13 protein-coding genes and 1 pseudogene are annotated in these 13,433 nt (G+C 52.5%); 10 read left to right on the top strand and 4 right to left on the bottom strand.

Annotated elements, in window-relative coordinates:
• The 4 genes and pseudogenes from ACRBCU_RS03615 to ACRBCU_RS03600 form a co-directional block, all read right to left on the bottom strand.
• Positions 1-215, bottom strand: a pseudogene (locus ACRBCU_RS03615) (transposase); the annotation flags it as partial.
• 80 nt (positions 216-295) lie between these two features.
• Entirely contained in the window at positions 296-1,270 is a 975-nt protein-coding gene (locus tag ACRBCU_RS03610) for a tyrosine-type recombinase/integrase (RefSeq protein ID WP_431363997.1), read from the bottom strand.
• Between the two features lie 111 nt (positions 1,271-1,381).
• Positions 1,382-2,269, bottom strand: coding sequence for an amidohydrolase family protein (locus ACRBCU_RS03605; protein ID WP_431363996.1), 888 nt, complete (start codon positions 2,267-2,269; stop codon positions 1,382-1,384).
• The gene (locus ACRBCU_RS03600; protein ID WP_431363995.1) at positions 2,266-3,264 is read right to left on the bottom strand and encodes a nuclear transport factor 2 family protein; all 999 of its coding nucleotides are present in this window, start codon (positions 3,262-3,264) and stop codon (positions 2,266-2,268) included. Before ACRBCU_RS03600 ends, ACRBCU_RS03605 begins: the two co-directional genes overlap by 4 nt.
• Positions 3,265-3,422: 158 nt before the next feature.
• On the opposite strand from ACRBCU_RS03600, the gene ACRBCU_RS03595 reads away from it, so the two are divergent.
• From ACRBCU_RS03595 to ACRBCU_RS03550, 10 genes are all read left to right on the top strand, one after another.
• Positions 3,423-4,472 carry an ABC transporter ATP-binding protein gene (locus ACRBCU_RS03595; protein WP_431363994.1) on the top strand — a complete coding sequence of 350 codons (1,050 nt, stop codon included), beginning with the start codon at positions 3,423-3,425 and terminating at the stop codon, positions 4,470-4,472.
• 82 nt (positions 4,473-4,554) lie between these two features.
• Positions 4,555-5,790 carry an ABC transporter substrate-binding protein gene (locus tag ACRBCU_RS03590; RefSeq protein WP_431363993.1) on the top strand — a complete coding sequence of 412 codons (1,236 nt, stop codon included), beginning with the start codon at positions 4,555-4,557 and terminating at the stop codon, positions 5,788-5,790.
• 73 nt (positions 5,791-5,863) lie between these two features.
• Positions 5,864-6,895, top strand: coding sequence for a carbohydrate ABC transporter permease (locus tag ACRBCU_RS03585; RefSeq protein ID WP_431363992.1), 1,032 nt, complete (start codon positions 5,864-5,866; stop codon positions 6,893-6,895).
• Positions 6,895-7,776, top strand: a complete 882-nt coding sequence (locus ACRBCU_RS03580) for a carbohydrate ABC transporter permease (protein WP_431363991.1) — start codon at positions 6,895-6,897, stop codon at positions 7,774-7,776. Before ACRBCU_RS03585 ends, ACRBCU_RS03580 begins: the two co-directional genes overlap by 1 nt.
• Positions 7,773-8,318, top strand: coding sequence for an ester cyclase (locus tag ACRBCU_RS03575; protein ID WP_431363990.1), 546 nt, complete (start codon positions 7,773-7,775; stop codon positions 8,316-8,318). The genes ACRBCU_RS03580 and ACRBCU_RS03575 overlap by 4 nt, the downstream gene beginning before the upstream one ends.
• Positions 8,318-9,646 carry a histidinol dehydrogenase gene (gene hisD, locus ACRBCU_RS03570; RefSeq protein WP_431363989.1) on the top strand — a complete coding sequence of 443 codons (1,329 nt, stop codon included), beginning with the start codon at positions 8,318-8,320 and terminating at the stop codon, positions 9,644-9,646. The genes ACRBCU_RS03575 and hisD overlap by 1 nt, the downstream gene beginning before the upstream one ends.
• Positions 9,647-10,693, top strand: coding sequence for an ester cyclase (locus ACRBCU_RS03565; protein WP_431363988.1), 1,047 nt, complete (start codon positions 9,647-9,649; stop codon positions 10,691-10,693).
• On the top strand, positions 10,690-11,448 hold the full coding sequence (locus ACRBCU_RS03560) for an SDR family NAD(P)-dependent oxidoreductase (protein ID WP_431363987.1): 759 nt from the start codon (positions 10,690-10,692) through the stop codon (positions 11,446-11,448). The genes ACRBCU_RS03565 and ACRBCU_RS03560 overlap by 4 nt, the downstream gene beginning before the upstream one ends.
• Complete coding sequence (locus ACRBCU_RS03555) at positions 11,448-12,467, top strand: LacI family DNA-binding transcriptional regulator (RefSeq protein WP_431363986.1); 1,020 nt, start codon at positions 11,448-11,450, stop codon at positions 12,465-12,467. Before ACRBCU_RS03560 ends, ACRBCU_RS03555 begins: the two co-directional genes overlap by 1 nt.
• Positions 12,464-13,432, top strand: a complete 969-nt coding sequence (locus ACRBCU_RS03550; protein ID WP_431363985.1) for an ester cyclase — start codon at positions 12,464-12,466, stop codon at positions 13,430-13,432. The genes ACRBCU_RS03555 and ACRBCU_RS03550 overlap by 4 nt, the downstream gene beginning before the upstream one ends.
• Position 13,433: the final 1 nt, after the last annotated feature.

Here is a 13,433-nt window from a genome sequence, read left to right as displayed (position 1 = left end):
AAGTACGCGGTGGCCTTTTTTAGGATATCGCGCTCCTCGGTGACCCGGGCCAGCTCTTTCTTGAGGCGGCGAACTTCGGCCTCATGGTCGGTCTGCCTTTGCGGCTTCGAGAACTTCGCCATCCATGTATAAAGCGATTTGGTGCTGACCCCGAGCCGTTCGGCCACCTCTTTGACCGGGTAACCGCGTTCAGTGACCTGCGCCACCGCATCGATCTTGAACTCATCCGATTAGCGAATTTGCATTGACATTTGCATCGTCCTTTGCTTCCAAAATTANNTACCAAGCAAAGCGTCTACAAACCTAGGGGCACCTCATAGTAGTCAGTGCGCCGATACGCGCGTTCAGCTTCACTGCCCGTTGAATGTACCAAAGCGGCTTCCGCGATATCTCTGGGCATTTCGGTCGTCTCTGCAACCCAATCACGAAAGCTAGACCGGAAACCGTACGGGCGGACCTCGAGTCCCTTGCGCTTCATATACATAGACATCGGTGCGTCGGAAATTACACCTTTCCGCTGGCTTGGAAAAAGGAACCCATCTCGCTTTTGGCCTTTGGCAGCTTCTATTGTCTTAAGTGCAGCTTCGCTCAAGGGAATGCGAAAATCAGCCTCATTGCCTTTCACGCTCTTCATCTTGCTACCGGGAACGGTCCAAACATCTCCATTGATTTCCTCTAGTCGGCAGTAGCGGACAGGCGAAGATCGTGATGCGGTAAGGATCAACAGACGCATCGCCAAATGCGCAACGGTGCCTGTATTCAAAGAAGCATAGAAATCCGGAACGTCCTGCCAAGGCATCGCAGGGATATTCTTTGGTTTATGTCGAGGTGCCCCCAGCAGCAATTTTGCTTTACGCACGGCCATTAGATCAACGTCCAAACCTTTCGCTGCGGCATGTTCTAGGACTTGGTTAAGACGGTTCAAGGCTTTTTGCGCTGTTACCGCTTTCTTATCCCAAATAGGACGGATCGCGTTACAGATCAGGTTTTGGTCGATTTCTTGGACGTTGTAGGTGCCGAGTTTTGGCAAGATGTGAAGTTCTAGTGGTGAGAACCAACGACCCGCTTTCCCATCGCCTTTGAGGCTAGACTGCTTAGCGCAGAAGGTTTCTCGCGCAAGAACGTCAAGACTAGAATTTGATGCAGCGGTCTCATGTTTTTCCTTATTGCGCAGGGTGATTGGGTCTTTACCCGTTGATCGGACGCTACGCCATTTTGTCGCCGCCTCACGCGCTTCTTTCAATGTGACGCCACCGCTTGTTAGGGTCAATTCATTGAGGACATTGGCCCGAGACAGATCGTAAAGGCAACTATTCCGTCCTGTTTGCTTCCACCTAAGGTTCGCGCCGAACATCGCTTTGCGATGGACTTCGATCACCCGCTAACTGTCTTCAAAGACTAGCCCATAAAACCCCTGAGCGACATCGCAGAATACTGATTTGTGCTCGCGTTCTGGGACAATCTCGAAATAGCTATGCGCGAGTTTCGCATAATCGGAGTACAATTTGTCGACAGGGAAATTCGAGCCGAACATGCATCGTTCAGCGCCAAATTGATTAAGGCAGCTGTCGATAATGGGTCGGATCGTTGCAGCGCTCCAAGTGTGATCAAACATACCAAGCCCCGACAACTTACAACGGACCTGAGGCAATCGAGAAAGATGGCGAAGCGTCTTGTCATATTCTAATAGACCCGACAGGCTACGCTCATGCGGTGAGCCCGCGTGGCACAATACGACGGGCGTGTTTGGTGCGTCTTGCAACAGCTCACCCATTGCCGGCATCAATTCGGGAATGAGCTGAAGATCAAAGGAAAGGCCCCGCGCACCGACTGCCTGTAGACCTTCCAAAAACGCTGCTGACTTCGTTAGCTCGTTTGTACCCGTTTGCGCATCTTCCCCCGGCGCGCGTCCAACAATTTGTCGAACTCCTTTCACTGTGGAAAGTGTTTGGAACCTATCGAGGTGCTCGGCCAAATCCGGATCAGTTAAGTCGCAATAAACAACCTGCGCCATGGGCCAATTCGGATTAGCATCCGCGATTTGCTGAACCCATTTCGCCTCTTGCCAAGGATCGGCCGCCCCAACTTGGATATGAACTGAACCGCTAAATCCGAAAGGCGCGGCGTCTTCTTTGAACTCATCAATCAGGTAATTGCGTTGAATGGGCGACGGATCGCCAAAGAAACGTGTGACGCCCTTTGCCTCAAGCCACGGATAAGACACCGCATTTAGATCCCAGAGGTGGTGATGTGCATCTATATATCTCATGACTGCTTCCCCTCTAATTTGCCCAAAATGTCGATCCCCTGCTGGTTAAAGAAATGCAGCATATCGATGAAAACCCAATTTTCCTTTAGCTTGTCACCTTCGCGTCTGTAGATATCGATCACTCGGAACTCGCTTAGATGGTCATTTGGCGGTAACCCCAAATATCCGCCCGTCGCTTTGGCGCGAAAGTTTGGCCAACCAAAAAAGCCACCGTAGTTGCCCTCGGCAATTCGGGCGATATGGCCAGTGCCAGTGCGATCACTTAGCCCTGCACGGAAAGGTCTCGAGTGCTGCTGCGCATATCGCGCGATCGTATAGGTTGAGCCGATCCCAGCAGGCCCCCACCAAATCATATCCTCGTGCCAACTCAGCGCGAGTTCTTCTTCAAGTGGTAGCTCGTTTTGCCATTGCCCGAGATCACTAATCATCTGGTGTATCACATCGAGCGTTTTTTGCCCTTCACTTGGAGATGCATCCGCAAAAAGCAACGCATCATGTGGCATTGGCCCCGGCTGCACCAAATGCGCTGCCGCTTGATCAGGAAATGGGGAATAACCCGCTTGGATCATGAAATGTGGGATGTCGAAATAGAACGCGGTTTCAGCGATTTTGCCGTCCTCGACTTTGTGAAATTCGGCATATCTAAGCATGATCATCTTGCCAGTTGGCTCAATGCCAAGCCATGGGCTGTCAAACAATCCCATTAGATGCCCCATAGAGCAGACCCAAACGGACCCACCTTGATCAATGACATTATCGCCAGCAAAAAAGACATCCATGCGTCGTTGCATGCGCGTGACAGCGCGGCGAAATGGTTGCCAGAACATTTCCGAAACCGTTTGTGAATCTGTTTGCAAATGGAACGGATGGAACGCGCGCCATATGTAATCGGGAGAGGTACGAGCGCTCAATACCGCGGTGATTCCCTCTCCTTCAGCGCTATCTAAAGCTTCATAGTATTCTCGAACCACTTGTTTTTCAGCTTGGAAGCCCAACGTCTCATTCCTTGTTTATCGAGGCTTTAAAAGGCCTTGCTGGTCATCAAATCTTAAAAATGCATACGTTTGCAATATTTTCTTGCATGGGCATTTGAACAAAGTCTATCCTTTTTGCAAACGTATGCAAAACGGTCTTTGACCATCAAGGGGGCTGCATGGCCGAAATTCAACTGCGCAATGTGTCAAAGCGCTGGGGCTCTTTTGTTGGGGTAGAAGATTTTAACCTCACAATTGCAGATCAAGAGTTCTTGGTACTGCTTGGACCGTCTGGCTGTGGCAAAACCACGACCATGCGCATGATTGCCGGTCTTGAGGACGTTACTGACGGCGACATCTTGATTGACGGTAAACGGGTCAACGATCTGGATCCCAAGGACCGCGACGTTGCGATGGTTTTCCAGTCCTATGCACTTTATCCAAATATGAATGTTTACGAGAACATTCGCTTTCCCTTGAAGGTCCGTAAAATTCCGGAAGCACAACACAACGAACGTGTGATGCGTGCCTCTGCGATGGTCGAGTTAGACGATTTCCTGCATCGCAAACCTGCGGAATTGTCTGGAGGCCAACGCCAGCGCGTTGCCTTGGCCCGCGCGATTGTGCGTGAGCCGAATGTGTTTTTGATGGACGAGCCACTCTCCAATCTGGATGCCAAGCTGCGTGTATCCACGCGCGCGCAAATCAAAAACCTGAGTCATGAGCTAAAAGTCACAACAATCTACGTGACCCATGATCAGATCGAAGCCATGACTTTGGCCGACCGGGTCGTCGTCATGAAAGGCGGCGTGGTTCAGCAAGTCGGCAGTCCAACTGACATTTACAACCGCCCCTCAAATGCCTTTGTGGCAAGCTTTATTGGCTCTCCTGCAATGAATTTGGTCTTGGGGCAAATGAGCGACGGCGCATTCACAGGTGATACCATCAACGTCTCGGGCCTTAGCGCTGCTAATGGCGCGGTCCAACTTGGGTTTCGGGCCGAAGACGCAGCAATCGTTGAACAGGATGGGGAAATCCAAGCGCCCGTTTACGCCATGGAACTGCTTGGGGATGCCACAATGATCACCGTTAAAGTGAACGGTGAGTTGGTCTCGGTCAAAGCAGGCAAGGATTACCGGGCACAGATTGGCGATATGGTCCGCATTTCTGTGCCGCGTGAAATTTGCCATTTGTTTGATGCTCAAACAGGTGAGCGAATTGGGGACTAGCCCCAAATCAAAGCCCCACAAAGGGGAATAACCAAGATGCGATCTTGCAAGGCGCATCTCAATGACAACCAGGGAGAAACACATGTTTCTAAAGACAATTACAGCTGCTGGCGCATTCGCGCTTTTGGGCAGTACAGCCATGGCTGGCTGCGGGATCACCGCAGGCAACGTCAGCATTCTTTCCAACGATTTCCCAGCAATTCAGGCGGTGACGGCGGCCGCGTCTGCTTGCGCAGGTGATGGCGTTACGGTTGAAGCCAACCTAACCAAAGACCACAAAGACATCATGGTCGCTGCGCTTACCGCCAATCCGGCTCAGTACTCATCCGTCGTTGTTTCCAATTCAACCTTGGTAACATTGATGAACGACGGCTTGCTTCGTCCTATTGATGATCTGATTGCGAAACACGGCGCAGATTTGAACAAAAGCCAGCTCATCACGGTGAACGGAAAAGCGATGGCCGTCGCATTCATGGCGAACGCACAACACTTGTTCTCGCGCACCGATGTTTTGGCTAAAGCGGGCGTTGAAGGCATTCCTGCGACCTATGAAGAAGTCCTCGCCGCCGCCGAGAAAGTGCGCGCTGCGGGCTTGATGGAATACCCGGTTGCGTTGAACACAAAAGCGGGCTGGAACTTGGCTGAAGAGTTCGTGAACATGTATATGGGCACAGGCGCGGATTTCTTCAAAGCCGGCACAGCTGAAGCATCGGTGAACAATGAAAACGGCGTCGCGACGCTCGAGATGTTGAAATCACTGGTCTCCTATTCCAACCCTGATTTCCTGACCTACGACTCAAACGCGACCCAAGCCGAGTGGGAAGCAGGCAACCTCGCGATGGCCGTAATGTGGGGCTCACGCGGCGGCGCGGTCCTTGATGATGAAGGCTCAACAGCAGAAGTTGTCGCTGGAACAGTTCTTTCAGCAGCGCCAACATGGGGCAACGGCGCGCGTCCAGCCTCAACCCTTTGGTGGGACGGTATCGGGATTTCGACAAACGTTTCAGATGAAGATGCAGAAGCCACATTCATTGCGATGATGAACGGCATCACAACAGATGTTGTTAAAGCCAACAATGACGCGGCCGTTTGGTTGATAGACGGGTATACGCCAAGCCCAGCATCAGCAGGCGTTTCTGCAACGGCAGCAGGTGGTGCTGCGCCCTACCCAATGGTTCCATTCATGGGAGCAATGCACACTGCACTTGGCGCTGAGATCACAGACTTCCTTCAAGGAACTGAAAGCGCGGAGCAAGCTTTGGCAGATGTTGAAGCGGCTTACACCGCAGCGGCAAAAGAGCAAGGTTTCTTGAAATAAGACAGCTTAGGCAGGGGGCACGCTGTCCCCTGCCATCCCATTCGATTCACTCCTTAACTCCCGGGCGAACCTGATGAAAAACCGAACCTTCTTGTGGTTTATTTTCCCATCGTTGATCACGATGTTGTTGTTCATCGCACTGCCGATTGTCTCGGTCGTCGTTCAATCGCTTCACGTTGAACACGAAGCGGTCATGGTCGGGGTTGAAAATTGTGGCCCATTTGGCTGCAAACAAGAATTACAGGTCGACGTTGAAGAAACGGCCAAGCTGAAAGAAGAACGCCCGCTCGGGCAGTTCAACGGTCTTGGCACATACACCAACCGCAATCATCTCGCCTTTGCCGAGATTGGGGCGGCATGGCAGTCGAGCAATGGTGTTGGCGACTTTATGTCGAAAGCATTGAATTTGCCCTTTTACCGCGCGCTGGCCTTTACGCTGACTTACACATTTGTTGTGACACCACTGGTCCTTATCTTTGGTTTCATGATCGCGCTTGGCGTGAATACGCTGCCTAAGCGGATCAAAGGGCCAACGATTTTCATCTCTCTTTTGCCCATGATCGTGACGCCCTTGATTGGCGCATTGATCCTGTTCTGGATGATTGACGCGAACGGCATCATTGGCGCGACGCTGCAACGGCTCTTCGATGATCCTGATTTGTCGCTCAAGGCCTCGCCAACGCTGACTTGGATCATGTTGATGGTCTACGGCGTTTGGCATTCTGCGCCATTTGCGTTCATCGTTTTTTATGCGGGCCTGCAAACCGTACCTTCTGACACGATGGAAGCTGCAATGATTGATGGGGCTTCTCGATGGGAGCGCACACGCTATGTTGTTTTGCCTCATCTCATGCCGCTCACCGTCTTTATTTCGCTGATTCAGTTGATGGATAATTTCCGTGTACTGGAACCAATCATCAGCTTCTCAGCCCAAGCGAGCGCGACCTCTTTGTCGTGGATCATCTACAACGATCTTGTCGGCACCGAGAGTCAGTTCTTCGGCTCTGCTGGTGCGACATCGGTTCTGACAATCCTTGGCGTTGCGATTTTGCTGATCCCTGTCCTGATCCGCACTTGGCGTGACTTTAACCAGAAGGTGGTTTGATGTCTGATATCGTTCATCGCCGTTCACCCGTTTTAAACTTGGCTATATGGGGCCTTGTTCTGATCTGGATCGTTGCTGCCGGCTTTCCCTTCCTTTGGACACTTTGGGGCTCATTCAAAGTCCAAGGCGACTTCTTTTCCAAGGCAGATTGGACCAATGCGATCACGGGCGTTCGCACGCAAATCGAAACCGGAGCTGCATTCACAGGCAAGGGCTATTTCGGCGCATGGGTAACGCAGGAATTCTGGCGCGCTGTACTCAACACGATGATCATTGTGGTGTCGGTTGTCGTTATCTCGCTAACCCTCGGCACATTGGGAGGGTATGCTTTAGCGCGCTCGGGCAAGAAATACGCCTTCTATTTGCTCATGCTGGCGCTGGTTTTCCGCGCCATGCCTCATATCACTCTGGTGTCAGGCTATCTGCTGCCGTTTTTTGAATGGAATCTTTGGGGGCATCTCCCGACAACGATCATCGTGATGGTAGCGATCAACCAACCATTCACGCTTTGGATGCTACACAGCTTCTTCCTCAATATCCCCAAAGACCTCGACGAAAGCGCGATGGTCGATGGTTGCACCCGCTTTCAAGCGTTTCGTCATGTCATTGTGCCTGTCATGTGGCCGGGCGTTGTGACGACAGGTCTGTTTTCATTCCTGCTGGCCTACAACGACTTTACGGTCACTGCGACACTTCTCAGCCAAGCCAACCAAACAATGGTGCCCAAAATCGCCAGCTTCTTGGGAACGACCCAAACCGAAGGCAACGTAATGTTTGCGGTCGCGGCGGTGGTTTCTGCAACCGCACCTTTGTTTTTCCTAATTCTATTTTTCCAACGCCAAATCGTTAGTGGCCTAACAGCAGGAGCCGTCAAAGGATGAGCGGAGCACGACCAGAACAAGCGATCCTTTCACGCGACACCGACATGTCCAAAACCGAAGAAACCCGCGCGGTTATCGAAGGCATGGTCGATGGACTAAACGATCACCGCATCGCTGATATTGGCGAGTTCTTCAGCCAAGGTTTTAGCTGGATGGGAAACACAGGTTGCGGCACCAAGGAAGGCATCAAGGAATTCCAAGACAATTGGCAAAAACCCTTTCAGGCGGCGTTTTCAGACAAGGTCTGTGTGGACGAGGCCCGCCTTTACATGGGCGAATGGGCCGCCGCCTTTGGACGGCAAGAAGCGCTGCATTCGGGCGCCTTTATGGGCGTTGAGCCGACAGGCAAACGTATTCAAATCCGCTACATGGATTTTTGGAAAGTAGAAGACGGCAAGATTACCGATAACTGGGTGATGGTCGATTTCCCCCATGTCCTCGCACAATTAGGCGTCGATGTTTTCAATGGCCACGGCTGGGAAGCTTATGACCGTGGAGAGAAAACACCGCCGACCCCACCGACGAAAACAGGAAAAGACTGATGGCAGTAGAATATCTCAAACGCGGCAAGCCAGACGCGGAGCGCGCCCAAGACGATGCCCAAACCAAGGCTGTCGTTGAGGCCACCTTGAAAGACATCGAGGCGCGCGGAGATGCAGCTGTGCGCGAGCTGTCTGAGAAATTTGACAACTACGCACCAACATCATTCAAACTGTCAGAAACAGAAATTGCAGAGCTTATCGCATCTCTCTCGGATCGCGAATTGGCCGATATCAAATTTGCGCAAGAACAAGTGCGCAATTTTGCTCAAGCGCAACGTGACAGCATGCTCGATATCGAGGTCGAGACAATGCCCGGTGTCATCTTGGGGCACAAGAATATTCCCGTGCAATCTGTCGGTTGCTACGTTCCAGGTGGCAAATTTCCGATGGTCGCATCCGCCCACATGTCCGTTGCCACCGCGACCGTTGCTGGTGTTCCACGGATCGTCGCCTGCACACCGCCGTTTAACGGCAAACCAAACGCTGCCGTGATCGCGGCCATGCATCTGGGCGGTGCTCATGAGATTTACGTCATGGGCGGCATTCAAGCTATCGGCGCAATGGCCATTGGAACCGAAACCATCGAAGCTGTTCATATGCTGGTTGGCCCCGGCAATGCCTTTGTTGCAGAAGCTAAACGCCAACTGTTTGGCCGCGTCGGGATTGATTTGTTTGCAGGTCCGACTGAAACAATGGTGATTGCAGACGACACCGTAGATGGGGAGCTATGCGCGACCGATCTTCTGGGCCAAGCCGAGCACGGATATAACAGCCCTGCCGTTTTACTGACCAACTCTCGTAAATTGGCCGACGATACATTGCGCGAGATTGATCGCCTTTTGAAAATCCTTCCGACTGCTGACACGGCGTCTGTCAGTTGGGCCGATTACGGTGAGGTCATTCTATGTGATACTTACGACGAAATGCTCGCCGTTGCGGACGAAATCGCATCCGAACATGTTCAGGTAATGACCGACCGTGATGATTGGTTCCTTGAACATATGACCAGCTACGGTGCGCTTTTCCTGGGCGCGCGCACAAACGTTTCCAACGGGGACAAAGTGATTGGGACCAATCACACCTTACCCACCAAAAAAGCGGGTCGCTACACAGGTGGGCTTTGGGTTGGGAAATTTCTCAAAACGCACTCCTATCAAAAGATTACGACGGATGAAGCCGCAACGCTTGTAGGCGAGTATGGCAGCCGTTTGTGTATGCTAGAGGGCTTTGTTGGTCACGCAGAGCAATGCAACATTCGTGTGCGCCGCTACGGAGGGATCAACGTCCCTTATGGCACTGGCGCACCTTATCGCGACGCGGACAAATAGATGAACACCGCACGAGACAATGCCAACTCAATCCAGCCGCTACTAGCGGCATTACGTGATTTTGACGCGGCCAACGTGCAAAATGTTCTCAAGCAATTTATGGCATCCGACGCTGTTGTTCACATGTGTCACCCCTTTGGTGATCTTTCATCGGATGCATTTTACGACGCCTGTTTTGCACCTTTGGCCAAAGCGCTGCCCGACGTCGAGCGGCGCGATACGATCCTAATCAGCGGGCAAACCCCCGAAGGCAATGACTGGGTTGGATGCTGTGGCTCTTACATTGGAACTTTTGCAGCTCCGTTTTTAGATATTCCACCAACTGGTCATTTGGCCCACATGCGCTTCCATGAGTTTTATCGGCTCGTCGAAGGCCGCGTGGTTGAAGTTCAGGCGATTTGGGACATACCCGAGTTGATGATGCAGGCTAATGCGTGGCCCATGGCCCCAAGTTTAGGTCGCGAATGGCATACGCCTGGCCCTATTACTCAAGACGGGATGAAGGACGCAACGGATCAAACCGAACGCGCGCAATACTGCCAAAACCATGTGATGGATATGCTAACCGCGTTGACGCGTCATCCAGTAGAGCCTGTGGAGGCAATGGAACTAGAACGTTTCTGGCATCCCAAAATGACATGGTATGGCCCTGCTGGCATTGGCACAGCGCGCGGCATATCGGGCTTTCGGCACTGGCACCAAATCCCCTTCCTGAACGCGATGCCAGATCGTGGGCAATACCCAGATGAAACCAGCTTCCATTTCTTTGCAGAGGGTGACTACGTCGCCGTAACAGGATGGCCTGATATGGTGCAAACTGTCACTGGATCAGGGTGGATGGGTATAGCGCCCAACGCGCAAAAGATTGAATTGCGCTCCTTGGATTTCTGGCGTTTGGACGGTGACAAAATTCGCGAAAATTGGGTCTTGGTCGATCTGTTGGATGTATACCGCCAACTTGGCGTTGATGTATTTGCGCGGTTGCGCGAGTTCAACAAAGCACGGAATATGTCGCCCCTAAGTTTCCCAATCGGAGATCGCGCATGAACTTACCCTCCACCCCTTCGTTTTCGTTGCAAGGCAAACGTGCCTTAGTGACCGGAGCCTCTTCTGGGATAGGGCAAGCCTGCGCAGTTGCGATGGCCCAAGCGGGGGCATCTGTTGTCTGCGCGGCCCGCGGCGCAGATCGATTGAATGAAACGGTAGAGGCGATGAGCGCCAAAGGATGGGATGCGCAGCCGCTTATTCTGGATCAAGCCGACCTTGGGTCACTGAAAGACGCAATGCAGGACCCATTTGACGTCGTCATCAATTCAGCAGGAATGGCACGCCACAAACCCGCGCTAGAAACCTTGCCCGAGGATTTTGATGCGGTAATGGACGTCAATCTGCGGTCCGCATATTTCTTATCAACCTATGCTGCGCAGGCAATGAAGAGCGCGAATATCTCCGGATCAATAATTCATATCTCATCGCAAATGGGCCATGTCGGCGGCACAGATCGAACGGTATATTGCGCCTCCAAACACGCGCTTGAAGGCATGGTAAAAAGCATGGCAATTGAATGGGGCCCGCTTGGCGTTCGCATCAACACCATTTGCCCAACCTTCATTCGAACGCCGTTGACCCAAGAGACCTTGGATGACCCAGTACGTTCGAAATGGATCAAAGATAAAATCAAATTGGATCGGATGGGCGAGGTCGAAGATATAATGGGCGCTGCGCTCTATCTCGCGTCCGATGCCGCGTCTTTGGTTACAGGCACACACATACTTGTTGACGGAGGTTGGACAGCAGGCTGATGGCAGATCGTGTTACCTCTTTGCAAGTCGCCCAGCTGGCAGGTGTCAGCCAATCTGCGGTGAGCCGCGTGTTCACGAAAGGCGCGTCAGTAAGCCCTAAAACCGCGCTAAAAGTTCGCGAAGCTGCATTGGAACTTGGTTATCGCCCGAATGTCCTAGCCAGATCTTTGATCACTGGCAAAAGCCGCATAATCGGATTGATCGTCGCCTATCTTGATAACTACTTTTACCCTTTGGCTCTTGAGAAGTTGTCAAACTCCTTACAGGCGGAAGGGTATCACGTTCTGGTCTTCATGGCCTCAAATGACACCCAATCCACCGATCAAGTCATCGACGAATTGCTAGACTATCAAGTCGATGGCATCATCACTGCCAGCGTTGGTATTTCAAGTGATTTGACAGCACGTTGTGAGGCAGCCGGCGTCCCTGTGGTTTTGTTTAACCGTTCACAAGATACCGCCGCTCACTCGGCTGTTACCTCTAACAACTTTGCGGGCGGCCAATCTGTTGCAGCCTTTTTTGCCGCTGCTGGCCATAAGCGGATTGCCTATATCGGAGGCTGGGAAGGCGCATCTACGCAACGAGATCGTGAAGCCGGGTTCCGCGATGGATTGGCCCAAGCCGGTCTGGCTCTGACGGCGCATGGGCTGGGCCAGTTCACCGTTGAGGGTGCAAAAGATGCCGCGCGTCAAATGTTTGCAGGCCCCAACCGACCTGATGCAATCTTTGTCGCGACGGATCATATGGCTTTTGCAGTCATGGACGTCATCCGCAGCGAATTGGGATTGCGCGTGCCAGAGGATGTCAGCGTAGTCGGTTACGACGATGTCCCGCCTGCAGCTTGGGCCGCTTATGACCTGACCACTGTTCGTCAACGCGCGAATGTGATGGTCGATGAGACAGTTACGCTCATGCTCGATAAAATCAGCAACCCGGACTCCGAACCACGCCATATCAAAGTGGAGAGCCCGCTTGTCATTCGCAGCTCTGCCAAAATTCCAGAAGGATGGACCTCATGAAAGGTTTCTCAGATCGGTTCTCCGATTTCCCAGACTATATACTCGGGATCACCGAAGAGATTTGGGAACAGCGTAATCTTGCGACCTTGCATCACTACTATGCGCCCGACATTCCCGTCCGATCCCCAGGCTCGATCGTGTTTGGAAATGCTGGCGTAATAGGTGCGACTATGGCGACGCTCGCTGAATTTCCGGATCGCCGACTGCTTGGTGAGGATGTGATCTGGTCTGGGACACCTGAAGAAGGCATGCTCTCATCCCATCGCATTTTATCAACAGCGACCCACTTAGGGGACGGCGTTTATGGCAAAGCAACTGGCACAAAACTGCGCTACCGTATCATCGCCGATTGCCATGCGATCAACAATCAAATCAATGACGAATGGTTGATCCGCGACCAAGGGGCCGTGGTTCGTCAGCTTGGCTGGGACCCCAAAGAGTATGCGATCGATTTGATCGAACGCGAAGGCGGCGCTGACAAATGTGTGCAGCCGTTCCATCCCTCGATCGACAAGGTCGGCCCCTACACAGGGCGCGGCAATGACAACCTATGGGGCGAAAAATACGCAGATATCTTGAACCGTATCATGGGCGCTGACTTGGGCGTCATTCCTGCCGAATATGACCGCGCGGTTACTGGCTTCTACCCGGGTGGGAAAGAACTGTTTTCGACCGATGGCGTCGATGATTTTTGGATCAGCCTGCGCGCGGCGTTCCCATCGGCCACCTTTACAATCGACCATCAAATCGGTCGCGAAGACCCGATGATGTCACCTCGTGCAGCGATCCGTTGGAGCCTCACAGGTAAACACGACGGGTGGGGCGCATTTGGCGAGCCATCTGGCGCCGAAGTTCATGTGATGGGTGCCAGCCATGTTGAGTTTGGCCCTTGGGGAATTCGCCGCGAATATACACTTTTTGACGAAACTTCGATCTGGAAACAGATCGCGATGAAGACAGGGTAAC

It is taken from the genome of Planktotalea sp., from assembly GCF_050633725.1.
Lineage (GTDB): Bacteria > Pseudomonadota > Alphaproteobacteria > Rhodobacterales > Rhodobacteraceae > Planktotalea.
Note: the sequence above shows the minus strand (reverse complement) of the source record. Positions and strands in the feature narration are given on the sequence as shown.